This window comes from Micromonospora sp. WMMD723, assembly GCF_049863385.1.
GTDB classification, from domain to species: domain Bacteria; phylum Actinomycetota; class Actinomycetes; order Mycobacteriales; family Micromonosporaceae; genus Micromonospora; species Micromonospora wenchangensis.
This window is the reverse complement of record NZ_JBMKNR010000001.1, coordinates 1,210,434-1,236,150: the sequence shown is the minus strand read 5'-3', so window position 1 is coordinate 1,236,150 and position 25,717 is coordinate 1,210,434. Positions and strand designations below refer to the sequence as shown.

The window sequence follows — 25,717 nt, the reverse complement described above, 5'->3', positions numbered from 1 at the left end:
TGAGGAATCGACGACGGTGGACCCTCGGCTACCGGTTCGACACTCCCGGTCGAGGGTCGCCGTCCGGTGCCGTCACGGGCCTGGTGACCGGGCGTGGTTGCGGTAATGTGACCGGCGGTCTCCGCCCCCAGGCCGCCAACCGGGGCCGGCGGGACCGCCGCCGCACCGGCCCCACGGCCGGGCGTCGGCGGCAGAGGGAAGGACACCTCCGTGCCCAGGACCAACCTGACCCGGCCGTTGACCGTGCTGTTCGCCGCGGTGGCGCTGCTGCTCGGCGTCGGCGCGGTGCCCGCCGCGGCGGAGCCCGGCGAGGGTGGCACCAAGCAGCTCAAGGACGCGCTGACGGCGGCGGCCAAGGGGCACATCGAGGCCAAGGCCAAGCTGGACAGCTCCAAGCGCCGGCAGGCGGCGCTGACCGCCGAGCTGAAGGTGATCGAGGGCCGGCTGGGTGAGCTGACCACCCAGGTGGGCGAGGTGGCCGCGCAGTCGTACCGGGTGGGCCGGCTGACGCCCACGTCGATGCTGCTCAACACGGCCAGCCCGGAGGCGTTCCTCAAGCGGGCCGCCGACCTGGACATGATGGCCCAGCGCGACGGCAAGCAGCTCCGCGCGCTCGCCGAGGCCCGGCAAACCGCCGCCGAGGCCACCCTCGCCATCAACGCCGAGGTCCGCGAGCAGCAGAAGCAGCTCGCCACGCTGGCCAAGAAGAAGCGGGACGCCGAGCGCGCCCTGGCCACCGTCAGTTCGGGCAGCAGCGCCGGTTTCAGCGGCGGGTCGAGTTCGGCGAAGCCGGCCCCGCGCAACTCCGACGGGTCGTGGCCCAGCGAATCGTGTTCGGTGAACGACCCGACCACCTCCGGCTGCATCACCCCGCGCACCCTGCACGCCATGCAGCAGGCCAAGGCGGCCGGCTACAAGCGGTACGTCTCCTGCCACCGCAGCGGCGGGGGCGGCGAGCACCCCAAGGGGCGGGCCTGCGACTTCTCGGCCGCCACCAGCGGCTTCAAGGACGAGACGGCCACCGGCGGGGACAAGGCGTACGGCGACAGCCTGGCCAACTACTTCAAGAACAACGCCAACCGGCTCGGCGTGCTCTACGTGATCTGGTATAGGCAGATCTGGATGCCGAACACCGGCTGGCGGGCGTACAGCGGGTCGGGCAGCCCGGCCGCCGACCACACAAACCATGTTCATCTTTCGATGTACTGATCCTCCGCCCCAGGAACGGGACGTAGCATCGCGACGGTGAGCAGCTCATCGTCCGACGTCGTGACCGTTCCGACGTCTTCCGCGCCGACGCCCTCCCGGGCCCTGCCCAACGGGCTCGCCGCGTTCCTGGTCTTCTTCGCCAGTGGCGCGGTGCTGGTGCTGGAGACGGTCTCGTTGCGCCTGGTCGGCCCGTACGTCGGGGTGACCCTCCAGGTGACCAGCTCGGTGATCGGCATCGCGTTGGCCGCCATCGCGTACGGGGCGTGGACGGGCGGCTGGCTGGCCGACCGCCGGGACCCGCGCGGGCTGCTCGCCCCGGCGCTGATCCTGGCCGGCATCGCCGCCGCGGTCACCCTGCCGGTGGTCAGGTACGCCGGTGAGCTGCTGCGCGGCGGCGCGGTCAGCGGCATCCTGCTGCTCACCGCGTTGGCCGTGTTCGTGCCGGCGGCGCTGCTGTCGGCGGTCACCCCGCTGGTGGTGAAGCTGCAACTGTCCGACCTGCGGCGTACCGGGCAGGTCGTCGGCAGGCTGTCCGGCATCGGCACCCTCGGCGGCATCACCGCCACCCTGGTCACCGGGTTCGTGCTGGTGGCGGCGCTGCCCAGCACGGTCATCCTGATCGGGCTGGCGGTGGCGCTCGGCGTGGCCGGGCTGGCGCTCGGGGTCTACCTGCGCCGGCAGGAGGCCGCCGGGCTGCCCGGCCCGACCCGGGCCAAGGCCGCCCTGGCGGTGCTCGGGCTGGTCGCGGCGGGGCTGAGCGCGGTCGCGCCGAACCCGTGCGACGTGGAGACCGCCTACCACTGCGCCCGGGTGGAACGTGATCCGGCCCGGGACGGCGGTCGCACCCTCTATCTCAACTCGGCCCAGCACTCGTACGTCGACCTGAACGACCCGACGCACCTGGAGTACGAGTACACCCAGTGGATCGGCGCGGTCGCCGACGTGCTCGCCCCGAAGGGGCAGCGGCTGGACGCGCTGCACCTGGGCGGGGGCGGGTTCACCATGCCCCGCTACCTGAGCGCCACCCGGCCGGGCACCGACAACGTGGTCTTCGAGATCGACGGTGAGCTGGTCGACCTGGACCGGCGGGAGTTGGGCGTCCGGACCGGGCCGGGGCTGCGGGCCGAGGTGGGCGACGCCCGGATGCTGGTCGGCGGCGAGCCGGCCGACAGCAGGGACCTGGTGGTCGGGGACGCCTTCGGGCACCTGGTGGTGCCGTGGCACCTGGCCACCCGGGAGATGGCGGCGGAGGTCGACCGGGTGCTCCGCCCCGGCGGCATCTACGTGCAGAACGTCATCGACTACCCGCCGGGCCGGTTCATCCGCTCGGAGCTGGCGACCGTGGCCGCCGAGTTCGGGCACCTGGCGCTGGTCGCGCCGCCGGAGGCGATCGCCGGGCGGCAGGGCAGCAACTTCCTCATCGTCGCCTCGGACGCCCCGCTGCCGCTGGAGGCGCTGCGGACCCGGCTGGGCACGGTGGCGAAGATCCCCGACATGCTCGCCGGCAGCGAGGTGACCCGGTTCGTCGACGGTGCGCTGGTCCTGACCGACGACTACGCCCCGGTGGACCAACTCCTCGCGACCGCCTGATCGGGTGACTTTCCTGACCGATTACGACCATCGAGGTGTAGGCCGGGCCGTCCCGGGCAACTCGGTCGACCATGGGTGCAGGAGTCCGGAACGCCGCCCAGCTCCTCGGTGAGCGGTACCGGCTGATCGAGCAGCTCGGCGCGGGCGGTATGTCCGTGGTGTGGCGCGGCTACGACCAGGTGCTCGGCCGTCAGGTCGCGGTCAAGGTGCTCGCCTCGCGGCTGGCCAGCGACCGGGCCTTCCGGCACCGGATCAGGATCGAGGCGCAGGCCGCCGCCCGGCTCTGCCACCCCAACATCACCAACGTGTACGACTACGGCGAGTCCGAGCAGGTCGGGCTGACCGTGCCGTACGTGGTGATGGAGTTGGTGGACGGCGGCCCGCTCACCGCGCGGCTCGGCCGCGACGGGCAGCTGCCCTGGCGGGAGGCGGTGACGATCGGCGCGGAGGTGACCTCGGCGCTGGCCACCGCGCACGCCCGGGGGGTGGTGCACCGCGACGTGACCCCGGGCAACGTGATGCTGACGGCGACCGGGGTGAAGGTCGTCGACTTCGGTATCTCGGCGCTGGTCGGGGAGAGCGAGAAGGGGCCGGACGGCGCGCTGCTCGGCACCCCCGCCTACCTCGCCCCGGAACGCCTCGACAACGGCCAGGTCTCCCCGGCCACCGACGTGTACGCGGTCGGGCTGCTGCTCTACCGGATGCTCACCGGGCGGTTGCCCTGGCAGGCCAGCACCACCACGCAGATGCTGCGGGCGCACATGTACCACGACCCGGAGCCGATGCCCCCGGTACGCGGGCTCCCCGACGAGGTGGTCGAACTGGTCGGCCGCTGCCTGGCCAAGCGCCCCGAGGACCGGCCGGCGACGGCCGAGGTGGCCCGTACCCTCGCCTCGGCGGCCGGGATGGTCGCGGCGGTGCCCGTCCCACCGGCACCCGGGCGGGGTGACCCGGCCCTGCTCGCCAACGCCGGCACCACGATCCTGCCCTGGTCGGCCGACACCGACGCGTTGCCCTTCTCGGGCCGTACCCGCACCCGCCGGGCCGCTGTCCGCCGCCGGCGGATCGAGGCCGGGGTGGCCGCCGCGAGCCTCGTCGCGGTGACCGCGGCCATCTGGGGGGTGACCTCGCGCAGCCCGGCCAGCGGTGGCGTCGACCGGCCCACCGAGGCCCGGATGGGGCTGCCCGACACCATCGGGTGCGAGGTCGAGTACGCGTTGCGCAGCGACTCCGGCAAGGACTTCGCCGCCCAGCTCACGTTGACCAACACCGGTCCCCGGGAGCTGCGGGACTGGACGATGAGCTTCGCGTTCCCCGGCCAGCAGACCGTCACCACGACCACCCCCGGGATACGCCAGGAGGGACGCCTGGTGCGGGTCACCCCGGCGGCCGGGCGGGCCGTGCTGGCCCCGGGCGCGTCGGAGAAGGTCGCGCTGGCCGGCCGGTACACCGGGGGTAACCCGCTGCCGCTGGAGTTCACCGTCGGCGAGTCGAGCTGCGGGGTGCGCGTCTCCGGGGTGGCCGGCAGCGCGCCCGTGGTGAAGCCCCCGGCGGTGAAGAAGCCGGCGGCCAAGAAACCGGCGAAGACGTCAGGCAAGGGCGGTTCCGGCGCGGCCGGGCCGGCGAAACCCAAGCCGAAGGCCGAGAAGCCGGCCAAGGGGCCGGGCCCGGCGGCGGGTAAGGGGGCGGGGGCGGCCAAGGGAAAAGCGGGAAAGTGACGGGGAAGGGAGGCAAGGGCGCAGGTGGCGGTGGCCCGGGTGGCGGTCCCGGTAAGGGGCCCCGGGGCTGAGGCCGAGGGGCTGCGACCCGGTCGCGGCGGGCGGTCGGTGCGGTCAGCGTAGGGCTGCGAACCGCTGCACCTGGGCGATCCCGCCCTCCACGACGAGGATGCTGCCGGGCCCGAGCATGGTGTCCGGGTCGGCGTACCGGAAGCGTTCCCCGGCCGGTTTCGCGCCGACCACCATCACCCCGAAGCGTTCCTGCACGGCCAGGTCCCGCAGCCGGTGACCGACCAGCGGTGGGGGAACCGGCACCTTGGCGATGGCGAAGTCGTCACCGAACTCCATGAAGTCGAGCATCCGGCTGACGATCAGGTGGGCCACCCGTTCCCCGGTCTCCGCCTCGGGGAAGACCACGTGGTGGGCGCCGACCGAGGCCAGGATCTTGGCGTGTTTGCGGGACGTCGCCCGCGCCCAGACCTGCGGTACGCCCACCTCGGTCAGGGCCAGCACGGTGAGCACGCTGGCCTCCACCGAGGCGCCGATGGCGACCACCACCCGGGTGAAGTCGCCGATGCCGAGCTGCCGCAGCGCCTGTTCCTCGGTGGCGTCGGCCTGCACCACCCGGTCCAGCGACACCGACCAGCGCTGCACCCGGTCGGGGTCGCGGTCCACGGCGAGCACCTGGTGGCCGAGCCGGGTCAACGCCCCGGCCAGGTGGCAGCCGAACCGGCCCAGACCGATCACGGCGATGTCGCCGTCGCCCTCGTCCCTAGCCGACAACGGGTTGCTCCTTCGGATAGCGGTACAGCCGGCGTCGGGTGTTCAACGCGATCGCCGAGCCGAGGGTGAGCGGGCCGATCCGGCCGATGTACATCAGCACGATCAGCACCAGTTGCCCCGAGGCGGGCAGGTGCGGGGTGAGCCCGACGGTGAGGCCGGCGGTGCTGAACGCCGAGGTCACCTCGAACAGCGTCTCGTTGGACCGGACGTCGGTGGTGAGCACGGTCAGGCCGAGCGTGCCGACGGTCACCAGCGCGACGCTGAGCAGCGCCACCGTCAGCGCCTGGCGTTGGCTGGCCATCGCGATCCGGCGGCGGCCCACGGTGACGTCCGGCTCGCCGCGCAGCTCCGCCCAGATGACGAAGCCGAGCAGGAAGAACGTGGAGACCTTGATCCCACCGGCGGTGCTGGCGCTGCCGCCGCCGATGAACATCAGGGCGATGAGCAGCGGATAGCTCTCCTCGCGGAGTGCGGCCACGCCGACCACGTCGAATCCGCCGGTACGGCTGAGCGCGATCTGGGTGAACGTGGCGAGCAGCTTGCCCGGGGTGTCGTAGGTGCCGATGGTGAACGGGTTGTGCCACTCGGTGGCGAGCAGCCCGACGAAGCCCGCCACCACCAGCACCACACTGCCCCAGACGGTCAGCTTGGTGGCCACCGTCCAGCGGCCCGGCCGGCGACGCTGGCGGAACGCCTCGAACAGCGCGGGGAAACCCAGCCCACCGACGATCGCGCCGAACGCCAACGGCAGCGCCACCCACGGGTCACGGGAGAACCCGATCAGCCCGTCGGTGTAGAGGGTGAAGCCACCGTTGTTGAACGCCTGGATGGAGTGGAAGACCCCCGACCACAGCGCCCGACCCGGGGAATAGTCGTAGGCGAGCCGGAGCCGGAGGGTCAACACCGCGGTCATCACCAGCTCACAGCCGAACACCGTGCCGGCGATGCGCAGCAGCAGCCGGCGCAGGTCGGCCGGGCCGTACTCGGCGGTTTCGGCCTGCACCAGCAGCCGGTTGCGCAGCCCGAGCTGCCGGGTGACCGCCAGGCTGACCAGGGCCGCGCCGGTGAGGATGCCCAGCCCGCCGACCTGGGTGAGCACGGTGATCATCACCAGCCCGAACCCGTTCCAGTAGTTCGGGGTGTCGGTGACGGCCATGCCGGTGACCGAGACCGCCGAGGTGGCGGTGAACAGCGCGGTGACCAGCGGGGTGTAGCGGTGCTCGCTGGTGGCCCAGGGCAGCATCAGCAGGCCGGTGCCGATCGCGATCGTCACCAGGAAACCGAACGGCACCAGCCGGACGGGGTGACGAAGGAAGCGGCGCACCAGACAATCCTGTCGATTCCGGCGGGATCGGGTCGGTGAATCGCGTATCCCGGCCCGGTCCCGGTTTCCCCGCAGGGTTCACCTGGCGGCCAGTCGACGGGCAACTGGCGGTCAGCCGCGCCCGGTCTGCTGGGAGCGCCCGTTGGGGCGTACCGGCGCTCGGCCGGATGCCCATACGACCAAGGAGACCGCGTTGCGACGTACCCTTTCCGCTCTCGGTGTGGCCGGCGCGCTGCTCGCCGTGGCCGTCGCCGTCCCGGTGGCCGTTCCCGGCGCCGCCTCGGCCCGCGAGGACGACGCGGACCGCGCCGACCGGGCCACCCACCGGCCCCTGGTGATCGCCCACCGGGGGGCCAGCGGCTACCGCCCGGAACACACCCTGGAGGCGTACCGGCTGGCGATCCGGATGGGCGCCGACTACATCGAGCCCGACCTGGTCTCGACCCGGGACCGGGTGCTGGTCGCCCGGCACGAGAACGAGATCTCCGGTACGACCGACGTGGCGGCCCGCCCGGAGTTCGCCGGCCGCAAGGCCACCAAGACCATCGACGGGGTGCCGGTCACCGGCTGGTTCACCGAGGACTTCACCCTGGCCGAGCTGAAGACGCTGCGGGCCAAGGAGCGGCTGCCCCAGGTGCGGGTGGCGAACACCGCGTTCGACGGCCGGTTCGCGGTGCCCACCTTCCAGGAGGTGCTGGACCTGGCCCGCGCCGAGTCGAAGGCCCGGGGCCGCACCATCGGCGTCTACCCGGAGACCAAGCACCCCACCTACTTCGCCTCGATCGGGCTGCCGCTGGAGGAGCCGCTGGTCACGGTGCTGCGCCGCAACAAGCTGACCCACCGCGACGACCCGGTCTTCATCCAGTCCTTCGAGACCGCCAACCTGCGCACGCTCGACCGGATGATCGACGTGCCGCTGGTCCAGCTCCTCGACGCCACCGGCCGGCCGTACGACTTCACCGCCGCCGGTGACCCGCGTACCTACCAGGACCTGGCCACCGCCGCCGGCCTGCGCGGGATCGCCAGGTACGCCGACGGGGTCGGCCTCAACAAGAACCTGATCGTTCCCCGGGACGCCACCGGCAGGCTGCTCGCCCCGACCACGGTGGTCCGCGACGCGCACCGGCACAAGCTGCTGGTGCACGCCTGGACGTTCCGCGCCGAGAACCAGTTCCTCCCGGTCGACTTCCGGATCGGCGCCGACCCGAACGCCCGGGGCGACATCACCGCCGAGTACGAACTCTTCCTCGGCCTCGGACTGGACGGCGTCTTCGCCGACCAGCCCGACACCGCCGTCGCCGCCCGCGCCGGCCTCGGTGCTTGATCCGCGCGCTTGATCGCGCTTGATGCGCGCTGTGTTGCCGATGTGGCGGTGTCCCCTCGCCCGGACACCGCTACATCGGCCCACAGGAGTCGATCGAGACGGCGGACGGCACCTACAGTCGGGGCATGGGCGTCGACGGGTTGCCACCGGCAGGAAGTTCCGGTCGGGTACGTGCCGTCTACCCCGGCAGCTTCGACCCCTTCACCCCCGGGCACCTGGACGTGGTGGACCGGGCCCGCGTCCTCTTCGACGAGGTGGTCGTGCTCGTCGCGGTCAACGGCAGCAAGCACCCGGGCGTCGACGAGGAACAGCGGGCCGCCGCCGTCCGGGCGAGCCTGCCGGCGGGATGGACCTCCGTCACCGTCGCCGCCTGGCGTGGGCTGACCGCCGAATACTGCCTTCGCCACGGGGTGGGAGTGATCGTCCGGGGCGTGCGGAACACCACCGACCTACAGACCGAATGCCGGCTCGCCGCGATGAACCAGTCGTTGGGCGTCCCCACGGTCTTCCTGCCCGCCCAGCCCGAACTGGCGGCGATGTCGTCGACCGCCGTACGCACGCTCGGGAAGTCGCTGCCGCGACCGGGGTAGCGCGGACACCGGACGGCCGGGGCGTTCCGACTGTGGAGACTTGTTGTCGCCTGGGCCGCAACAACTCTTCACCATCCAACGGCCCGGGTGGGGAGGCCGGCCGGTACGCCGGCCCGACACCGTTCCATCGGTTCAGGAGAGTGGCGTGACCCAGGATCTCGGGCTCGGGAGTCCGATCAGAGACTTCCGCCCCCGGTGCTGCGGAGGTTGCTGCCGTCCGTCGGGTTCCCGTGGTCGTCCAGGCGGCGGCGGGCCTGCGCCGATGCCGTCAGGTCACGTACCTGCTGGTCCCCGTCGGTCACCGGCCGGCGGCCACGCCGCCACCATGCCACGGCTGCGAGGGCCACGAGTACGACGATGAGGATGATGAGCCAACGCATGTCTGCCTCCGGCGAGTGAGGGCTCTGCCACCCAGAGTGGACGCCCGGGTCAAGGACCACCGACCGTGGCCCGCCACGACCCGCGAGCGCCGGTGGCGACGCCCGGGACCTCGTCCGCGTCGTCGCCGGGCGGGACGACGCTGGTCGGAGCGCCCGCCGAACGGTGGTTCGTACCGCTCGCAGGCGTGTCGGCCGCTGACCGCCCGACAGGTCGAGGAACGACAGTTCGGCCTGGTCAAGCGGGGGCTCGACCCGGTGGAGGTGCACGCCTTCCTGCACCGGGTGGCCGCTGACCTGGCGGCGGCCCGGCGTGACCTGGCCCTGACCAGGGAGGAGAACCAGCGGATCAAGCGCGCGTCGCGCTCCTGGCGAACCCACTTCACCTCGGACGTGCGGTGGTGACCCGGACGGGCTTCATGGTCGGTCAGTCGGACGTGCGTTGGTGAGCCGGGAACGGTTCGTCGTCCACCTGCCCGTGACCGCCGACGACCTGGTCTCCGCCCAGGGACTCGCCCGGACGATCACCCGGGCGCTCGGCTTCCTGCCCGACGTAGACCGGGGCGGCACCACCCTGTCCCACGAGGACGCCCAGCCCGTACGCCACTGGGTCTACTGCGACCGACCACTGACACCCGGCCGGCGCTGCACCCGCCTGGCCGACCACCCCGACGACTGCGCGCCCGAAACCCACCGCCCCTCCCACCCCGCCCCCACCCACCCTCGTCCCGGTGATCAAGAGGTTTGCGTCACCCTGGGCGCGGATCATGACGTAAACCTCTTGATCAACTGCGTGGGAGGTCGGGGTGTCCGGCCGGGCTGGTAGACATGTCGGGTGAGTGGGGATCGGACGGCGGTGCGGGAGCGGGCCGAGGAGGTGCTGCGGCGGCTGGCCGGCGCGCACGCCCGGCTGCGGGAGGACCAGTGGCGGGCCATCGAGGCGCTGGTGGTGGACCGGCGGCGGGTGCTCTGCGTGCAGCGCACCGGGTGGGGCAAGTCGGCTGTCTACTTCGTGGCCACCGCCCTGCTGCGCGAACGCGGCGAGCACGGGCCGACGGTCATCGTCTCGCCGCTGCTGGCGTTGATGCGCAACCAGGTGGAGGCGGCGGCCCGCGCCGGCATCCGGGCCCGCACCATCAACTCCGCCAACCTCGACGAGTGGGACGAGATCACCGCCGAGATCCACGCCGGCACGGTGGACGTGCTGCTGATCAGCCCCGAGCGGCTCAACAACCCCGACTTCCGCGACGCCGTCCTGCCGAGGCTGGCCGCCACCACCGGGCTGCTGGTGGTCGACGAGGCGCACTGCGTCTCCGACTGGGGGCACGACTTCCGGCCCGACTACCGCCGGCTGCGTACCTTCCTGGGCAACCTGCCGGAGCGGACCCCGGTGCTCGCCACCACCGCCACCGCCAACGAGCGGGTGACCCGGGACGTCGCCGAACAACTCGGCACCGAACCCACCCCGCCCACCGCCGACGGCCACGCACCCCGAGCCGCACCCCCCGCCGACCGCGCCGGGTCGCCCGCCGACCGCGCCGCACCCCCCGCCGACCGCGCCGGGTCGCCCGCCGGGCCGCGCGCCGACGGCGGTGCGCCGACCGCCGATCCTGCCGCGTCGCCCGCCGACGCCGGTGGCCGCCGGGCCGACGTGCTGGTGCTGCGGGGCACCCTGGACCGGGAGTCGTTGCGCCTCGGCGTGCTCGACCTGCCCAGTCCGGCGCACCGGCTGGCCTGGCTCGCCGACCACCTGGACGCGCTGCCCGGCTCGGGGATCATCTACACGCTCACCGTGGCGGCGGCCACCGAGACCGCCGACTTCCTACGCGGGCGCGGCTGGTCGGTGGCCTCGTATACCGGCCAGGCCGAGGACGCCGACCGCCGTGCCGCCGAGCAGGACCTGCTCGACAACAAGATCAAGGCGCTGGTGGCGACCAGTGCGCTCGGGATGGGGTTCGACAAGCCCGACCTCGGTTTCGTGGTGCACCTGGGTGCGCCGCCCTCGCCGATCGCCTACTACCAGCAGGTCGGCCGTGCCGGTCGGGCCGTCGAACACGCCGAGGTGCTGCTGCTGCCCGGCGTCGAGGACGCCGCGATCTGGCGCTACTTCGCCTCGCTCGCCTTCCCGCCCGAGGAGCAGGTACGCGCCGTGCTGGCCGCCCTGCACACCGACCGGCCGCTCTCCACCCAGGCCCTCGAACCCCTCGTCGACCTGCGCCGGACCCGCCTCGAACTGATGCTCAAGGTGCTCGACGTCGACGGCGCGGTCCGCCGGGTGCGCGGGGGCTGGCTCGCCACCGGCGAACCCTGGACCTACGACGAGGCCCGGTTGCGCCGCGTCGCCGAGGCCCGCACCGCCGAGCAGCAGGCCATGCGCGAGTACGCCGCGACGCCCGGCTGCCGGATGCGGTACCTGCGGGACTGCCTCGACGACAGCGGGGCGGACGACTGCGGCCGGTGCGACCGCTGCGCCGCGCCCCTGTTCACCGCCGACGTGTCCGATCCCGCGCTGACCGCCGCGCAGACCTTCCTCGGTCGCCCCGGCGTGCAGATCGCCCCCAAGAAGCTCTGGCCGACCGGCCTCGACGCGGTCGGCGTACCGCTGAAGGGGCGGATTCCGCCGACGGAGCAGGCGCTGCCCGGTCGGGCCGTGGGGCGGCTTTCCGACCTGGGCTGGGGTGGCCGGCTGCGTGGCCTGGTCGGCCCCGGCACGGCCGACGGCCCGGTGCCCGACGACGTGGCGGCGGCCGTGGTGGAGGTGCTGAAAGCCTGGGCCCACGGCGACGACCCGTGGCCGCGTCGCCCGGCCGGGGTGGTCGCGGTCGGCTCCCGCAGCCATCCGACCCTGGTCGCGTCGCTCGCCGAGCGGATCGCCACGGTCGGTCGGCTGCCACTGCTCGGCCTGGTCACCCCCACCGGCCCGGCCGGGGGCGGCGGGCCGCGCGGCAACAGCGCCCAGCGGGTACGCGCCCTGCACGACGCCTTCACCGTCACCGACGAGCTCGCCGGTGCGCTGGCCGGGCTGGACGGCCCGGTGCTGCTCGTCGACGACCTGGTCGACTCCGGGTGGACGATGACGATGGCGGCCCGCCTGCTGCGCCGGGCCGGCGCTCCCGACGTCCTCCCGCTGGCCCTCGCCGTCGCCGGCTGATCCAGGCCCGGGTCGATGGTGGCGGTGAGCGGCTCCGCCGGGGGGTCGACCACCGGCCGATCCGGCTCGGGTCGACCGAGGCGGCGAGCGGCCATCCCACGCCGCCGGCAGCCGGTGGGTCGATCCGGAGCGCGGACCGACCGACGGTCGACAGGGCGGGCGGAAAAGTTCCCCGGCCGGCCGTGGTGCGACCGCCGCCACGGTGTCCGGCCGTCGCCCCGGTGCCGGCACGGTCGACGGTACGGTGGGCGGATGGCCGACCAGCGATCCGTCACCCGGCCCGCCGGCCCGGCAGGCCACGGCGGCCCGACCCCCGACCAGGACACCCGGGCGGGCCGGCCGGGCCGGGGTGCCGACGCGGGCACCGCGCGACCGACGGACCAGCAGGACCGGGGCGGCGACGCAGGGGTCGCGCAGCCGGCGGATCAGCAGGACCGAGGTAGCGCGCAGCCGGCGGACCAGCAGGAATCGGGCGGCGCGGAACCCGGCGGATGGACCCTGTCAGGCGGCACCACGGCGCGGGACGGGGCGTCGACGATGGGGCCGGACCGGGCCACGCTGCGGCTGGCGCTGGTGGTGGGCGGCCTGGTGCTGGCCGTCCTGCTCGGCTTCGGGCTCGGCCGGGTCAACGGGCGGCCGACCGACCGTACGGCGGCGACCGCCGTGACCGCCGCCGGCGACCACACCCACGCTCCGGGCACCGGCGCGCACCAGCACGACGGCACCGGCGGGGACTCCTCCGGCGACGCCGCCACCGGCCTGTCCGTCAGCTCCGGCGGTTACACGCTCGTCCCGTCGGGCGGGGAGTTCGCCGCCGGACGGGCCGGTGAACTGCGGTTCCAGATCCGCGACGCACAGCGCCGGCCGGTCACCCGGTTCGCGGTCGTGCACGACAAGCCGATGCACCTGGTGGTGGTACGCCGCGACCTCACCGGATTCCAGCACCTGCATCCGACGATGGCCGCCGACGGCACCTGGTCGATCCCGCTGACCCTGCCGCAGCCGGGCGTCTGGCGGGCGTACACGGATTTCACGGCGGTCGCCGACGACGGCCGGCAGACCCCGGCGACGCTGGGCGTGGACCTGGTGGCTCCGGGGGAGTACGCGCCCCGCCCGCTGCCCGCCCCGGCCACCCGGGCGGCAGTCGACGGGTTCACCGTCGACTACGAGGGCACCCCGCAGGTGGGGGCTGCCGTACCGCTGCGGTTCACGGTGCGGGACCCGGCGGGACGCCCCGTCGCCCTGGAGCGCTACCTCGGCGCGTACGGGCATCTGGTCGCCCTCCGCGAGGGGGACCTGGGCTACCTGCACGTGCACCCGGGCCCGGGGGCGGCCACCGACACGGTGACGTTCTGGCTGACCGCGCCCGGACCCGGCAGCTACCGGATGTACCTGGACTTCCAGGTGGCGGGTGTGGTGCGCACCGCCGAGTTCACCCTGACCGTGCCCTGAGACCGGTGGCCCGGGGCGGGTGGGACCCGGCGCGGCCCGGATCTACGGGGGACGGCGCGGCGGTCAGCCGGCGCGCCGGACCGGGCGGCGGGCCAGGTAGCGCAGCAGGTCGCGGATGTGGTGCTTCTCCTCGGCGGGCACGGCCGGATCGGCCAGCCGGTCGAGGATCACCCGGACGTCCGCCTCCACCGGTCCGTCGTCGGCGCGGCGGCGGGGGGTGGGCCCGGAGTCGGGCAGGCCGAGCGCCCGGAAGGCCGCCGCGACCGGCAGGTCGAGGGCGGCGCAGAAACCGCGCACCTTGGCCAGTTCGGGGTAGTCCTGCCAGTCACCGGCGAGCCAGCGGAACACGGTGGACCGACCGACACCGGTGTGGGCAGCGAGGTCGCTCACCGTCCAACCCCGCTCGTCACGGGCGTCGTCGATGGCCCGTCGCACGAAGCGGGCGAACGCCATCTGGGGTGAAACCTCTGTCGAACCCATGCCTGGAGATCGTCCTCTTCGGGTGGGAGCCGGGGTGTCCGGTGCGCCCTCCGAGGGTAGTACGACGACGGTCCGGTGCAATTCCCCGTACCGGTCGTCCGACCGCCCGTACGACGTCCATCCGGGGTGACGGCGCAGGTCGTGGCCGGTTTCGGCACCGGTCGTGACACAGCGTCAGTTGCCGTAGGTCAATCGAACCCGGCGGGTCCGTCCACCCGCCGCGCACCCGGTGAGGAGCAGCATGGCCGAGTCCGACCGTCCGGTGCCGCACCGCCCGGGTGCGGTCAGCCTCTTCTTCGTCGTCAAGGCGGCCGTGTTCGCCCTGGGTTTCTGGAGCTGGCTGCTGGTGCTGGTGGTCACCGGTGCCGCGGTGACCGGGGCGCACGTGCTGGCCGCCGCCGGCGCCGTCACCACCACCCTGGTGGGGGTGCTGCTCGGCGTCCGGCTGGCCCTGCAACGCAGCGCCGCCGTCCGGCACGCCGAACTCAAACGGCTCCTGGTCGACATCTCCTGGAACGCGTTCGCCGCCGCCGGCAACGCCGAGCTGTCCGGCACCGTGGTGCCGTTCCCCACCGCGCCCGGCGACGACGAGCGGGGGCCGCGTCAGCGGATCTCCTCGATCGTCGACCGGGGGCCGGGGGAGCGCCCCGGCGGCCGGCGGCGCTGAACCCGCCTCAGCGCGGCGCGCTGACCGCGCCACCGTCCCGCAGGGCGTCCCCGTCCGGGTCGGCCAGCAGCGTGGCCAGGCGCGGGGTCACCTGCCACTGGTCGACCAGTTGCCGGTACTCGGCCGTCTGCGGGTCGCCGCCGCCCGTGCCGGTCCGGCGGGCCCGGATCAGCAGGTTCCGGGGGGTGTGCCGGGAGTCGACGAACTCGACCACCTCGGCCCGGTAGCCGTGCGACCGCAGCAGGCCGGCCCGCAGGGCGTCGGTGAGCACGTCGGCGAAGCGTTCCCGCAGGATGCCCTGCCGGGTCAGCAGCTCGTACGGTGCCGGGGCCGGCCGGGCGCGCAGCTGCGCCGCGAGGTCGTGGTGGCAGCACGGCGCGGCGAGGACCCACCGCGCGTCCCAGCGCACCGCGCGGGCCAGCGCCTCGTCGGTCGCGGTGTCGCAGGCGTGCAGGGCGAGCACCAGGTCGGGGGCGGGCTCCACCACCGCGTCGGCGATCGTGCCGGCCACGAAGGTGACCCGGTCGGCCCAACCGAGGCGTCCGGCCAGCTCGCTGTTGCGTTGCCGTTGGTCCTCCCGGACGTCCACCCCGACCAGTTCCACGTCGAGCCCGCGGGCGGTCAGGTAGCGGTAGGCGGCGAAGGTCAGGTAGGCGTTGCCGCAGCCCAGGTCGACCACGCGCAGCCGCCCGGTGAGATCGTCGGGCAGGGTGGCGGCCAGCGCCCGCAGGAAGGCGTCCACCTGCCGGCGTTTGGCGGCGTTGCCGCCGATCTCGGCGAAGATCGGGTCACCCGGGTCGAGCAGGTACTCCTTGGCCCGGTCGTGGCCGTCCGCCGGTGCGGCCGGCCGGCTGGCCGTCGCCCGGTGCACCTGCGCCTCGCCGGACTTGGTCACCCGGAGCTGGAGGGTCGCCCCGGCGGTCTCCACGTGCCAGTTGCCGAAGGGCTCGGCGAGCAGCGCGTCGACCGCCGCGCCGGCCTCCGCGCCCGGTGCCACGTTCCGGGTGTACGGCCGTGCGCCGTCGGACGTGGAGATCTGCAACCGGGGGCCGGCCTTGAGGGCGACCGGGCGGAGTTCGGCCCGTACCACCGAGGGGCGCTGCCCCCGGCGTCGGCCGGCGGCGACGGCACGGGTCAGGGCGGGGTCGAGCAGCAACGCCCGGACCTCGGTCAGGGCGGCGTCCAACGGTTCCGGCATGGTTCCATCATCCTTTCCACCCCGGCGGCTGCCGCTCCCGGCCCGCCCCGGCTGGGACGCCGGCCACCGGTGTATGCCGCCTCCGGGCGTGCTCCGGCAGGGGCGTGGGGCCCGGCAGGGGCGCGGGACCCCGGTAGGGCGTGGGGCCGCCGGGGCGACGTGTCCACCGGCGCAGACGGGACATCCCCCGGACCGTCGGACGGCCGGGGGATGTCGTCGGTGCTGTCGGGTCAGTCGGCGGTGGCCTCGGCCGGCGCGTCCGCGCCGGAGCCGCCCCCACCGCGCCGCCGACGGCGGCGACGCGGCCGGCCCGGCTCACCCTCGGTGGCCGACCCGGCGGCGGCGACGGCGGGCTCGCCGGTCGGGCCGGCGGCGGTGTCGGTGGACCCGCCGGTGGTCACCGTGGTCGACTCGCCCCCGACCACCTCGCCGGCCCGGCGACGACGCCGGCTGCGGGGGGTACGGGTGCCCTCCTCGGCGGCCTCCACGGGCGTTCCGGTGGCGTCCGGCGCGTCGGAGTCGGGGCGGGCCCGACGCCGGTCACCGCGTCCGCCGCCCCGCCCGCTGCTCTCGCCGCGTCCCCGGCTCTCGCCGCGCCGGCCACCCCGGCCACCGCTCTCGCCCCGGCGGGGCCGCCCGCCCAGGTCCTCCTCGACCTCGGCGGAGAGCCCGGCGCGGGTCCGCTCGGCGGTCGGCAGGGTGCCGGTCATCTCGGGTGAGATGTCCAGGTCGGTGTAGAGGTGCGGGGAGGTGTGGTAGGTCTCCGGCGGCTCGGGCATGTCGAGGCCGAGCGTCTTGTCGATGATCCGCCACCGGGGCATGTCGTCCCAGTCGACGAAGGTGACCGCGACCCCGGTCGCCCCGGCCCGGCCGGTACGACCGATCCGGTGGGTGTAGGTGTCCTGGTCCTCGGGGCAGTCGTAGTTGATGACGTGGGTGACGCCGCTGACGTCGATGCCCCGGGCGGCCACGTCGGTGGCGACCAGGGTGTCGATCTTGCCGGCCCGGAACGCGCGTAGCGCCCGTTCCCGCGCGCCCTGGCCCAGGTCGCCGTGCACCGCGGCCACCGCGAAGCCCCGGAAGTCGAGGTCCTCGGCGACCCGGTCGGCGGCCCGCTTGGTCCGGGTGAAGATCATGGTCAGCCCGCGCCCCTCGGCCTGGAGGATCCGCGCCACGATCTCGATCTTGTTCATCGAGTGGGTGCGGTACGCCAGCTGCTGGGTCTGCGGGGACGGGCCGGTCTCGGCGGTGTGCCCGGCGTGGATCGTCACCGGCCGGCGCAGGAACCGCCGGGAGAGGGTGACGATCGGGTCCGGCATGGTCGCCGAGAAGAGCATGGTCTGTCGGTCCTCCGGCAGCATCGCCAGGATCTTCTCGACGTCGTCGAGGAAGCCCAGGTCGAGCATCCGGTCGGCCTCGTCGAGCACCAGCGCGCGGACCCGGTCCAGCCGCAGGTGCTTCTGCTTCTGCAGGTCCATCAGCCGGCCCGGGGTGCCGACCAGGATCTCCACGCCCTTGCGCAGCGCGTCGATCTGCGGCTCGTACGCCACCCCGCCGTAGATCGGCAGCACCCGGACGCCCCGGGTACGGCCGGCGGCGGCGAGGTCCTTGGCGACCTGGATGCCCAGCTCGCGGGTGGGTACGACGACCAGGGCCTGCGGCACGCCGTCGCTGCCCTCGGCCGGGGCGAAGACCCGCTCCAGCAGCGGGACGCCGAAACCGAGGGTCTTGCCGGTGCCGGTGGGGGCCTGGCCGATCAGGTCGGTGCCGCGCAGGGCGATCGGCAGCGCGTACTCCTGGATCGCGAAGGCGCGGGTGATGCCCGCCGCGGCCAGGGCCTCGACGGTCTCGGGCCGCGCGCCGAGTGCGGCGAACGTGGGGGCCTCCGGGCGTACCGGGGCGGTGGGGGCCAGTTCCTGGCCCTCCAGTTGGTCGAGAATCTGTTCGCTCATCTGGATCTGGGGGTGCCCTCTCGTGGTGCGCCCCGTGGTGTCCTCAGGGCGCGGTCGGTATGGCGTGGGCCGCGCGATCGACGGCGGAGAATCGCCGTGTCAGACCGGGCCGCACGCGCGCCGTGAGCGGGACTTCGATCAGATCGGCGCCCACGGCAACTACCTCATCCTACCCGAGCGGGTGGGTACACGCCCCTGACCTGGATGGCCGGCTTTTCGGCAGGGGTGAAAAATGTGACCCGCGTCACCGGGTCGCCCTGCGGCGGGCAGCGCCCGCCGCAGGGTCGGACCGGTTCAGCGAACGGTGAAACCGACCGCGCGGGCGGACGCCTCGGCGATCTCGACGTAGGCGACCTTGGTGACCGGCACGATGACCCGTCGACCCTTCTCGTCGGTCAGGGAGAGCGTCCCCTCCGCCTTGGCGAAGGCGTCGGTCACGATCTGCTCGATCTCGGCCGGCGACTGCGCGCTCTCCAGAACCAGCTCGCGCGGCGCGTACTGCACGCCGATCTTGACCTCCACTGTGCCTCCTCAGGTGGGCGAGATAGCCGCCGATCGGAAGGCTATCCGATCTCGGGGCCGGATGTTCAGGCCGACTCACCCTGGAGCGGGAAGCTCGCGATGCCCCGCCACGACAGGGCCGCGACCAGCGCCTCCGCCTCGGCCTTCGGCACCTGCCGGCCACCGGCCAGCCAGAACTGGGCGGCGGTCTCGGCCGCACCGACCAGGCCGGAGGCGAGCAGCTCGGCGTGCGCCCGGCTGACCCCGGTGTCCGAGATGATGGTGTCGGTGATCGCCGCGATGCAGCCCTGCTCCACCCGCTCGACCCGCTGCCGCACGGCCGGGTCGTTGCGCAGGTCGGATTCGAAGACGAGCCGGAACGCCTCGCTCTCGTGGTCGACGAAGTCGAAGTACGCCCGCACCGACGCGCCGACCCGTTCCTTGTTGTCGTTGGTGCCGCGCATCGCGTCGTGCACCTTGGCGACGATGGCGTCACAGTGCGTGTCGAGCAGCGCCAGATACAGATCCATCTTTCCCGGGAAGTGCTGGTACAGCACCGGCTTGGAAACCCCGGCCCGCTCGGCGATGTCGTCCATGGCGGCGGCGTGGTACCCCTGCGCCACGAACACCTCCTGAGCCGCCGCGAGTAGCTGCTTACGGCGTGCCGAACGGGGCAGCCGGGTGGGCCGGCCGGCAGTCTGCGCACCGTTCCCCACAGCGGTCATGGGAACCTCCGAGTTTCGTCATTCCAGCCGGCACTTTTACCCCGTACCGGTCAGGGCACTCACCCCGGCCCCGGAATTGGCCCGCCGCTGTAACTTATCGCCACTGTCACCACACGGTAGCCTCAGCGGGGGCGACCAAGGAGCGCGCGGTGAGTGAAACAGGGCAACCCGGTGCCGCCACCCCGGGAGAGCACGGCGACGGGACGGGTCAGCAGGACGACCTGGCCCGTTCCGCCAGTGGGTGGGCACCTGCGACCGGGTGGTCCGGCGGCGGCGACGCCCCGGGTTACCGGGAGGCCGGGTCGCCGTGGAACCGACCCGACCCCGCCGGGGGTTGGGGCGGCCAGCCGGCGCGGCACGGTGATCTACCTGCGCCGTTCGTCACCCCGCCGGCCGAGGAGGAGGCACCCCGCAACGGTCGGGCCCACCGCAATGGTCACGACTCGGCACCGGATTTCCCGGCCCCGCTGCGTCGCCCGGTGAGCGCCCCGCCCGGCGGGCCGGGTCACCCCGGGGTCGATCCCCGGGTCACCGACGGTGACCGGCTGGTCGTGCCGGCCCCCCGGCCGACGTCCCCGACCGGGCCGCCCGACCCGGAGGCCGCCCGGCACGCCTCCGACGACCCCGCCGCACCCCGGCCGGTCCACCGGCCCGCAGACGACCTGCCCACCTCGGCCCCACCCGCGGTGCAGGTCCCCCCGGTGGGCACCGCAGCCTCCGGCTTCGAGGTGCCCCCCGGCTTCCACGCCCCCGAGCGGGGCGGGGCCGGTTCCGCCCCGGGCGAGGACCCCCGCGACCGCTTCGCCGGGCCGGTCGGGCAACGCGGGACCGACCGCCCCGAACCCACCGCCGGCACCGGGCCGCCCGGGACGGACCCCCGGGGCGTCGGTGCGCGCGGTGCCGAGCGCCGGGGCGGGGAACCGACGCCCGGCGAGCGCCGGGCGACGGCCGGGCCGGACGAGCCGGACTGGTCCGGACCGAGTTGGAACCGGCCGAGCTGGGGCGGGACCTGGGCACCCTCCTGGTCGCGGGACGAGGAACCCCCCGCCGGCCGACGGACCCGTGCCGAACGCGCGGCGGAATGGTCGGCCGAGGCCGCCCGCCCGTACGAGCCGGTGCGTGCCGAGCCGGCCCGGCCGTACGAGCCGGTGCGTGCCGAGCCCGCCCGGCCGTACGAGCCGGTGCGCTCCGAGGTGCCCCGCCCGTACGAGCTGACCCGGACCGAACCGGTCACCCCGCCGGCCCTGCCGGAGCCCGCCGTGGAGCGGCCCGGTCGGGAACGGCCGGCCGCCGAGCGGGTCGCCCCGGGGCGTCCCGGTGTCGACGATCCCGAGCGCGCCTGGTCCGGGCACACCGGGGAACACCCCCTGCCGGACCGGGACGAGCGCGCCGACCGGCCGGAACGGCACGAACCCACCGACCGCTCCGAGCGCGACCGGCCCGGTCCGGACTGGTCCGAGCGGGGCACCCGACCGGAGCGGGACTGGGCCGACCCCGCCGGGCGGGACTGGTCCGAGCGGTCCGGGCGGGACTGGGTCGACCGCTCCGAGCGGGACTGGGCCGAGCCGGCCGGGCGGACCTACGCCGAGCCGGCCGGGCGGACCTGGTCCGCTCCCGGCGAGCGGGACCGGTCGCCGGTCGAGCCGCCCGCGCCGCAACGGTTGCACCCCGCCGACCGGCCCGGCTGGTCGACGGGGGGAGCCGCCGAGGCACCCCCCGCACCCCGGGACGTGCCGGCCGGGCCGCCGTCCCCGCCCCGGGACGAGCCCGCCGGTCGGGACGAGCCGGGTGCCGTGCCACCCCCGACCCGCGACGAGCCCACCGGCCTGCGCGAGGAACGGGCCGCCACGCTGCCCGCCGCCGTCCGCGCCGACCAGCCGTTCCGGCTGCCGCGCGACGAACCGTCGCCCCGGCCGGCGACCCCCCCGGCCGTCCGCGCCGACCAGCCGTTCCGACTCCGGTCGGTGCCGACCGAGCCGGCCGCCCCCACCGACCTGCCCGGCCACCCGCCGGAGCCCGCCCCCACCGCCGGTGCCCCCGCCACGAGCGGGCCACGCCGCCTGGACCAGATCCCCGCAGCGCCCGCCCCGACGAGCGCGCCCCCCTACGCGGCCCGCCGATCCGCGCCCGACCCGCTGACCACGACCGAGCCGGTGGTGGACGGACGGAGACCGGACCGGGGCACGGCGGTGCTGCCGCAGCGCGTCCCCGCCGAACCGGACGTGCCCGTCGTGCCGGAGCCGCCAGCCGTGGAGCCCCCCGCCGAGACCCCGGAACTCGCCCGGATCGCCACCCACCTGCGCCGCGACGACGAGCCCGCGCCGCTGCGGGAACGCCCCGAGGGCTTCGACGTCAACGCGATCCTGGATGCCGTACGTGAGGTGGCCGGGGTCCGTGACGCGGCGCTGCGACGTACCCCGGCCGGGGCGCACAGCCTGCGGCTCGACCTGTCCGACGGGGCCGACCCGGCTGAGGTGAGCCGGATGGTGGCCCGCCTGCTCCAGGAGCGGATGGGTCTCGCCGCCGCACCGCAGAGTCTGTCCGGTGAGCCGAGCGCCGCGGTGCCGCCGCCGATGCGCCGCCGTACCGGTGAACCCCGCGTCGTCGAGCCGACCGCCGGACTGCCGACCCCGGCGGCCGAGCGGCCGGCCGGTGATCCGGCCCGGCCGGCGACGGAACCACCGGCGGCCGGGGCGCGCACCGACGCGGCGACCGGCGGCCCGGCGCGGGACGCCGAGGACCCGCCGGCCGAGCAGTCACCGACGGTGTCCGGGGTGCCGCGGCGACGCCGGCAGTCGACCCCGCACCGGGGACGGGCCAGCGTGGAGGAGACCCTCCCGGGTGGGCTGCCGCCCACCGGCAGCCCGGCGACGCTCAACGCGTCGTACTCGGGCGGGCAGATGACCACGACGGAGACCGCGCCTTCGCGACCGCTGGACACCGGCGGCGTACCGGGGCCCCGGGTGGTCATCGACCACGTCCAGGTGAGCACCTTCGGCCTGGACGCCAACGTCGAGGTACGCCTGCTCACCGCCGGTGAGCCGGCCTCCGGGCACGCCACCGGCCCGGCCGTGGACGGGTACGTCCTGCGGCTGTGCGCGGTGGCCGCCGCGGCGGCGGTCGACGAGTTGCTGCGGCACGCCGAGCGCACCGCCGAACGGGGGCGGTGCTTCGTCGAGCACGCGGCCGTGGTGCCGTTCGGTAACTGCGAGGTGGCGACCGTGGTGGTGCTGCTGGTCTGCGACGGCTGGGTGGAGCAGTTGGCCGGGTCGGCGTTGGTCTCCGGTGACCCGCGCCAGGCGGTGGTGCGGGCGACCCTGGCGGCGGTCAACCGTCGCCTGGAGGCGTTGCTCGCCTGACCCGTCACATTGTCGGTACGGGGCCGGAACGGGAACACTTGCCGGTATGAAACGCGCCGCCCTCTGGCCCGAGGAGCACCTGCCCCCGCACCGGCTGCCCCCGCCCTGGCCCGGCCGGCCGGTACGCCTCGACGGCACGGTCACCTACGTGCGGGACACCCCGGCCACCGGCCCGGACGCGGAACCGGCGCTGTACGTGCACGGGCTGGGTGGTTCGTCGCAGAACTGGACGGACCTCGCCGGCCTGCTCGCCGACCGGCTCGACGGGCAGGCGATCGACCTGCCGGGCTTCGGGCGCAGCGAGCCGGGGCTGCGGTACACGATCCCGGCCTTCGCCGACCGGGTGGTGCGCTGGATCGAGCACTCCGGGCGGGGCCCGGTGCACCTGTTCGGCAACTCGCTGGGCGGCGCGGTCTCGGTGTACGTCGCCGGTCGCCGGCCGGACCTGGTGCGTACCCTGACGCTGATCTCCCCGGCGCTGCCGTTCCTGAACTTCGGCCGCTCGTTGCAGGGGCGGATGCTGCCGCTGCTGGCCATCCCGCGCGGCGAGCGGCTGGCCGCCTGGCGGCTCGCCCAGCTCGCCCCGGAGGTGATGGCCCAGCAGGCGATGGAGGCGTGCGTGGCCGACCTGAGCCGGATCAGCGAGCAGCGCCGGCAGGAGGCGTTGGAGGAGATCCGGGTCCGCTACGAGGCACCCCACTACGCCGCCGCGTACGTCCGCACCTTCCGGGGGCTGGTCGCCAGTTTCCTGCGGTCGTACCTGCCGGGGCCGGAGTCGCTGTGGCGGATCGCCGCCGGCATCGCAGCGCCGACGCTGGTGGTCGGGGGGATGAAGGACCGGCTGGTGGACGTCCGGGTGGCCCCGCAGACCGCCCGCGTCATCCCGGACAGCCGGCTGATGATGCTGGCCGGTGTCGGGCACGTGGCCCAGTTGGAGGTGCCGCGTACGGTGGCCCGCGCCGTGCTGCACCTGCTCGCCGAGTCGACGCCGGGCCCGTCGCCGCAACGTCCCGTGACCCTGTCCGGTGATGACGCGCCGGGGTCCGGCGATGACGGAAGGTGGCGTCCCGGCGTGGCATCCTGAGCCGGATGTCTGCGCTCCCCTCCCGTGGCCCGCGTCCGATCCGGCTCCCGCGGCCGGCGTCCGGCACCGTCCGGTGGCGTCCGACGGTGCTGGTGCTCCTGCTGCTGGTGGTGACCTCCGGCGGGCTGGCCGTCACCACCCCGCCGCCGGCTGCCGGCCGGCCGCTCGCCGGTCCGGCGGTGACGCCGGGCGGCCCGACGAGCGCCACTCGCGCACCGGGTCCGTCCGGTCCGCCCGGCGTACGCGCGTCCGGTGTCGTCGTCGGACCGTCCGGCCCCGCCGGATTCTTCGGTGCCGCCGGTTCGTTCGGTGCCACCGGTTCGTTCGGTGACGGCGAATCGTTCGGTGGTGGCGGGCCGGTCGTGGGGGCCGGGCCGGTGGGTGCGTCGGGCGGGGTCGGGGCGGTCCCGCCGGCGTCGGCGTCGGCCGGTGCCGTGGTCCCGGCGGCGACCGTGCCGCCGTTGGCGCTGTCCGGTCCGGTGCCGGTGACCGGCCGGGGCACCTTCCGCTACGACGACCGGGCCGGGTCGACGCTCGGCCGCTCGGGCGGCCTGCGGCGCTACCGGGTGGCCGTGGAGGACGGCTCCGGCGAGGACGTCCGGGCCTTCTCCGACCAGGTGCAGGCGGCCCTGGCCGGGCCGGGGAGCTGGGTGGACGGCGGCCGGTTGCGGCTGCGCCGGGTGCCGGGGGACGCGCCGGCCGACTTCACGGTGCTGCTGGCGACCCGCAGCACGGCGGGGCGGCTGTGCCGGGCCGGGGGGGTGGACATCCGGGTCGGTGGTGTGCCGTACACGTCGTGCCGCGCGCCGGGGAAGGTCATCATCAACCTGGACCGGTGGCGGACGTCGGTGCCGCACTTCGTCCGGGCAGGGGTGCCCCTGCCGGTCTACCGGACGTACGTGGTGAACCACGAGGTGGGCCACCAGTTGGGGCACCGCCACGAGGGGTGTCCGGGGGCGGGCCGGCCGGCGCCGGTGATGCAGCAGCAGTCGCTGTTCCTGCGGGGGTGCACGGCGAACCCGTGGCCGTACCGTAACGGCCGTCGGTACGCCGGCCCGGCGCTCTGAACTCCCGGCGGGGGTGCCCGGGCCGGATGCCGGCCGTCGGACGGTCGACGGAGAAGTGAAACATGTTCTCGTAGTTTGCGGCAATAGCGGGTTTATGCCCGATTAGTCTGCCATGCTGGCCAGGTGAGCACCGAGTCCGCCGAGCGCCCGGAGCCGCCGGCCGCCGGCCGGCCCGACCCGCGCCACACCGACCCGTACCGGGCCGACCCGCGTCACGCCGGGCCGCCCCCGGCCGAACCGCGCACCATCGAGGCGTACCCGCGTCACGTCGAGCCGTACCGGGCCCGGCCGCGTCACGTCGACCCGCGCTCGGCGTGGCGGCACGGCGAGCCGGGTGTCGGACCGCGCCGCAGCCGCCGGATGCGCCGTCGGCGACGGCGGGCCGTCCTGCTCGGCCTGGCCCTGCTCGGCGCGGGGGTGGGCGGGTTCGTCACCCTGCAACCGGAGCGCGGCCCGGGCAGCCCCGAGCAGGTCGCCGGTCGGGTGGCCGACGGGGCCGGCGGTGGCCGGCTGCCCGACGGGGTACGCGCGGAGCGGACCACCGTCGCCTATCCGCGCAGTGGACCCGGCCGCTTCACCGCCGCCGAGGGCCGCTCCGAGGTGTACGGCTTCGACGGCCCGCTGCACCGCTACCGGATCGAGGTGGAGCAGGACACCGGGCAGGACGTGGCCGCGTTCGCCGCCGCCGTCGACGCCACGCTCGGCGACCCGAACAGCTGGATCCGCTCCGGCGAGCTGCGCCTACAGCGGGTGCCGGAGATCGCCGCCGCCGACTTCACCATCTATCTCGCCACCCCCGCCACCTCCGAGCGGATGTGCGCCGAGGGTGGGCTGGACACCGAGGGCTACACCTCCTGCCGGCTGCCCGGTCGGGTGGTCATCAACCTGGCCCGCTGGATGGAGGCGGTGCCGGACTACGGCGCACCCCTGGCGGTCTACCGGACGTACGTGGTGAACCACGAGGTGGGGCACGAGCTCGGCGAGGAACACCAGGCATGCCCCGGCCACGGTGAGCCGGCTCCGGTGATGCAGCAGCAGACGTACGGGCTGGACGGCTGCGTGGCGAACGCCTGGCCGTACGTCGACGGCTCGCTCTACTCCGGCGATCTCGTACCCGGCAGTTGAGATATTCCCGCTCCCGCATGTCGGACGGGGTGTCACTGCTC

The 25,717-nt window shown here is 74.7% G+C and carries 21 protein-coding genes and 2 pseudogenes; 15 read left to right on the top strand and 8 right to left on the bottom strand.

Features of this window, described 5'->3' with window-relative positions; all coding sequences use genetic code 11:
• Nucleotides 1-210 precede the first annotated feature (210 nt).
• The 3 genes from ACN261_RS05635 to ACN261_RS05625 all read left to right on the top strand — a co-directional run bounded on the left by ACN261_RS05635 (nucleotide 211) and on the right by ACN261_RS05625 (nucleotide 4,517).
• Complete coding sequence (locus ACN261_RS05635; RefSeq protein ID WP_421484288.1) at nucleotides 211-1,209, top strand: coiled-coil domain-containing protein; 999 nt, start codon at nucleotides 211-213, stop codon at nucleotides 1,207-1,209.
• A 36-nt stretch (nucleotides 1,210-1,245) separates the two neighbouring features.
• A complete protein-coding gene (locus tag ACN261_RS05630; protein WP_421484286.1) occupies nucleotides 1,246-2,799 on the top strand; it encodes a fused MFS/spermidine synthase in 1,554 nt (517 codons plus the stop codon).
• Between the two features lie 71 nt (nucleotides 2,800-2,870).
• The gene (locus tag ACN261_RS05625) at nucleotides 2,871-4,517 is read left to right on the top strand and encodes a serine/threonine-protein kinase (RefSeq protein ID WP_421484284.1); all 1,647 of its coding nucleotides are present in this window, start codon (nucleotides 2,871-2,873) and stop codon (nucleotides 4,515-4,517) included.
• Nucleotides 4,518-4,631: 114 nt separating this feature from the next.
• On the opposite strand, the gene ACN261_RS05620 is transcribed toward ACN261_RS05625, so the two are convergent.
• Both ACN261_RS05620 and ACN261_RS05615 read right to left on the bottom strand, forming a co-directional pair.
• Complete coding sequence (locus tag ACN261_RS05620) at nucleotides 4,632-5,300, bottom strand: potassium channel family protein (protein ID WP_421484282.1); 669 nt, start codon at nucleotides 5,298-5,300, stop codon at nucleotides 4,632-4,634.
• The gene (locus tag ACN261_RS05615) at nucleotides 5,290-6,624 is read right to left on the bottom strand and encodes a TrkH family potassium uptake protein (RefSeq protein WP_425848752.1); all 1,335 of its coding nucleotides are present in this window, start codon (nucleotides 6,622-6,624) and stop codon (nucleotides 5,290-5,292) included. The genes ACN261_RS05620 and ACN261_RS05615 overlap by 11 nt, the downstream gene beginning before the upstream one ends.
• Before the next feature lie 193 nt (nucleotides 6,625-6,817).
• On the opposite strand from ACN261_RS05615, the gene ACN261_RS05610 reads away from it, so the two are divergent.
• Complete coding sequence (locus tag ACN261_RS05610) at nucleotides 6,818-7,948, top strand: glycerophosphodiester phosphodiesterase (protein WP_425848749.1); 1,131 nt, start codon at nucleotides 6,818-6,820, stop codon at nucleotides 7,946-7,948.
• Between the two features lie 125 nt (nucleotides 7,949-8,073).
• Complete coding sequence (coaD, locus tag ACN261_RS05605; protein WP_425848746.1) at nucleotides 8,074-8,538, top strand: pantetheine-phosphate adenylyltransferase; 465 nt, start codon at nucleotides 8,074-8,076, stop codon at nucleotides 8,536-8,538.
• Nucleotides 8,539-8,714: 176 nt separating this feature from the next.
• On the opposite strand, the gene ACN261_RS05600 is transcribed toward coaD, so the two are convergent.
• Nucleotides 8,715-8,918, bottom strand: a complete 204-nt coding sequence (locus ACN261_RS05600) for a hypothetical protein (protein WP_425848743.1) — start codon at nucleotides 8,916-8,918, stop codon at nucleotides 8,715-8,717.
• A gap of 36 nt (nucleotides 8,919-8,954) precedes the next feature.
• Here ACN261_RS05600 and ACN261_RS05595 point away from each other — a divergent pair, with 36 nt between their 5' ends.
• The 5 genes and pseudogenes from ACN261_RS05595 (at nucleotide 8,955) to ACN261_RS05575 (ending at nucleotide 13,518) form a co-directional block, all read left to right on the top strand.
• Nucleotides 8,955-9,320 (top strand): DivIVA domain-containing protein, encoded by a 366-nt coding sequence (locus ACN261_RS05595; protein ID WP_425848742.1) that lies wholly within the window; start codon nucleotides 8,955-8,957, stop codon nucleotides 9,318-9,320.
• Between the two features lie 40 nt (nucleotides 9,321-9,360).
• Nucleotides 9,361-9,741 carry a hypothetical protein gene (locus ACN261_RS05590; protein WP_421484270.1) on the top strand — a complete coding sequence of 127 codons (381 nt, stop codon included), beginning with the start codon at nucleotides 9,361-9,363 and terminating at the stop codon, nucleotides 9,739-9,741.
• A gap of 9 nt (nucleotides 9,742-9,750) precedes the next feature.
• Nucleotides 9,751-10,368, top strand: a pseudogene (locus tag ACN261_RS05585) (DEAD/DEAH box helicase); the annotation flags it as partial.
• A 132-nt stretch (nucleotides 10,369-10,500) separates the two neighbouring features.
• Nucleotides 10,501-12,066, top strand: a pseudogene (locus ACN261_RS05580) (helicase-related protein); the annotation flags it as partial.
• Between the two features lie 252 nt (nucleotides 12,067-12,318).
• A complete protein-coding gene (locus ACN261_RS05575; protein ID WP_425848741.1) occupies nucleotides 12,319-13,518 on the top strand; it encodes a hypothetical protein in 1,200 nt (399 codons plus the stop codon).
• Between the two features lie 63 nt (nucleotides 13,519-13,581).
• Here the strand turns inward: ACN261_RS05575 and ACN261_RS05570 are convergent, their stop codons facing one another.
• Nucleotides 13,582-13,998: a helix-turn-helix domain-containing protein gene (locus ACN261_RS05570; protein ID WP_088644737.1), complete on the bottom strand. Its 417-nt coding sequence runs from the start codon at nucleotides 13,996-13,998 to the stop codon at nucleotides 13,582-13,584.
• 241 nt (nucleotides 13,999-14,239) lie between these two features.
• Between ACN261_RS05570 and ACN261_RS05565 the strand changes: the two genes are divergently transcribed.
• Nucleotides 14,240-14,665, top strand: a complete 426-nt coding sequence (locus tag ACN261_RS05565) for a hypothetical protein (RefSeq protein ID WP_421484265.1) — start codon at nucleotides 14,240-14,242, stop codon at nucleotides 14,663-14,665.
• Between the two features lie 7 nt (nucleotides 14,666-14,672).
• Here ACN261_RS05565 and ACN261_RS05560 read toward each other — a convergent pair whose 3' ends face one another.
• The 4 genes from ACN261_RS05560 to ACN261_RS05545 form a co-directional block, all read right to left on the bottom strand.
• Nucleotides 14,673-15,863, bottom strand: coding sequence for a class I SAM-dependent methyltransferase (locus ACN261_RS05560; RefSeq protein WP_425848739.1), 1,191 nt, complete (start codon nucleotides 15,861-15,863; stop codon nucleotides 14,673-14,675).
• Nucleotides 15,864-16,093: 230 nt separating this feature from the next.
• Nucleotides 16,094-17,815: a DEAD/DEAH box helicase gene (locus ACN261_RS05555; protein WP_421484261.1), complete on the bottom strand. Its 1,722-nt coding sequence runs from the start codon at nucleotides 17,813-17,815 to the stop codon at nucleotides 16,094-16,096.
• A 294-nt stretch (nucleotides 17,816-18,109) separates the two neighbouring features.
• Nucleotides 18,110-18,337 (bottom strand): DUF3107 domain-containing protein, encoded by a 228-nt coding sequence (locus ACN261_RS05550; protein WP_088644741.1) that lies wholly within the window; start codon nucleotides 18,335-18,337, stop codon nucleotides 18,110-18,112.
• 65 nt (nucleotides 18,338-18,402) lie between these two features.
• Nucleotides 18,403-19,041 (bottom strand): TetR/AcrR family transcriptional regulator, encoded by a 639-nt coding sequence (locus tag ACN261_RS05545; RefSeq protein ID WP_091242199.1) that lies wholly within the window; start codon nucleotides 19,039-19,041, stop codon nucleotides 18,403-18,405.
• Between the two features lie 1,211 nt (nucleotides 19,042-20,252).
• Between ACN261_RS05545 and ACN261_RS05540 the strand changes: the two genes are divergently transcribed.
• The 4 genes from ACN261_RS05540 to ACN261_RS05525 all read left to right on the top strand — a co-directional run bounded on the left by ACN261_RS05540 (nucleotide 20,253) and on the right by ACN261_RS05525 (nucleotide 25,676).
• A complete protein-coding gene (locus tag ACN261_RS05540; protein ID WP_425853560.1) occupies nucleotides 20,253-22,400 on the top strand; it encodes a hypothetical protein in 2,148 nt (715 codons plus the stop codon).
• A 46-nt stretch (nucleotides 22,401-22,446) separates the two neighbouring features.
• Entirely contained in the window at nucleotides 22,447-23,484 is a 1,038-nt protein-coding gene (locus ACN261_RS05535; protein ID WP_421484257.1) for an alpha/beta fold hydrolase, read from the top strand.
• 5 nt (nucleotides 23,485-23,489) lie between these two features.
• The gene (locus ACN261_RS05530; RefSeq protein WP_425848736.1) at nucleotides 23,490-24,551 is read left to right on the top strand and encodes a DUF3152 domain-containing protein; all 1,062 of its coding nucleotides are present in this window, start codon (nucleotides 23,490-23,492) and stop codon (nucleotides 24,549-24,551) included.
• Nucleotides 24,552-24,674: 123 nt separating this feature from the next.
• A complete protein-coding gene (locus ACN261_RS05525; RefSeq protein ID WP_425848735.1) occupies nucleotides 24,675-25,676 on the top strand; it encodes a DUF3152 domain-containing protein in 1,002 nt (333 codons plus the stop codon).
• Nucleotides 25,677-25,717: the final 41 nt, after the last annotated feature.

Bases quoted from the DNA above. Each gene is read 5' to 3' on its own strand.
- ACN261_RS05530 (WP_425848736.1), top strand. From the start codon at position 23,490: ATGTCTGCGCTCCCCTCCCGTGGCCCGCGTCCGATCCGGCTCCCGCGG.
- coaD (WP_425848746.1), top strand. From the start codon at position 8,074: ATGGGCGTCGACGGGTTGCCACCGGCAGGAAGTTCCGGTCGGGTACGT.
- ACN261_RS05555 (WP_421484261.1), bottom strand. From the start codon at position 17,815: ATGAGCGAACAGATTCTCGACCAACTGGAGGGCCAGGAACTGGCCCCC.
- ACN261_RS05565 (WP_421484265.1), top strand. From the start codon at position 14,240: ATGGCCGAGTCCGACCGTCCGGTGCCGCACCGCCCGGGTGCGGTCAGC.
- ACN261_RS05575 (WP_425848741.1), top strand. From the start codon at position 12,319: ATGGCCGACCAGCGATCCGTCACCCGGCCCGCCGGCCCGGCAGGCCAC.
- ACN261_RS05570 (WP_088644737.1), bottom strand. From the start codon at position 13,998: ATGGGTTCGACAGAGGTTTCACCCCAGATGGCGTTCGCCCGCTTCGTG.
- ACN261_RS05625 (WP_421484284.1), top strand. From the start codon at position 2,871: ATGGGTGCAGGAGTCCGGAACGCCGCCCAGCTCCTCGGTGAGCGGTAC.
- ACN261_RS05535 (WP_421484257.1), top strand. From the start codon at position 22,447: ATGAAACGCGCCGCCCTCTGGCCCGAGGAGCACCTGCCCCCGCACCGG.
- ACN261_RS05560 (WP_425848739.1), bottom strand. From the start codon at position 15,863: ATGCCGGAACCGTTGGACGCCGCCCTGACCGAGGTCCGGGCGTTGCTG.
- ACN261_RS05600 (WP_425848743.1), bottom strand. From the start codon at position 8,918: ATGCGTTGGCTCATCATCCTCATCGTCGTACTCGTGGCCCTCGCAGCC.
- ACN261_RS05545 (WP_091242199.1), bottom strand. From the start codon at position 19,041: ATGACCGCTGTGGGGAACGGTGCGCAGACTGCCGGCCGGCCCACCCGG.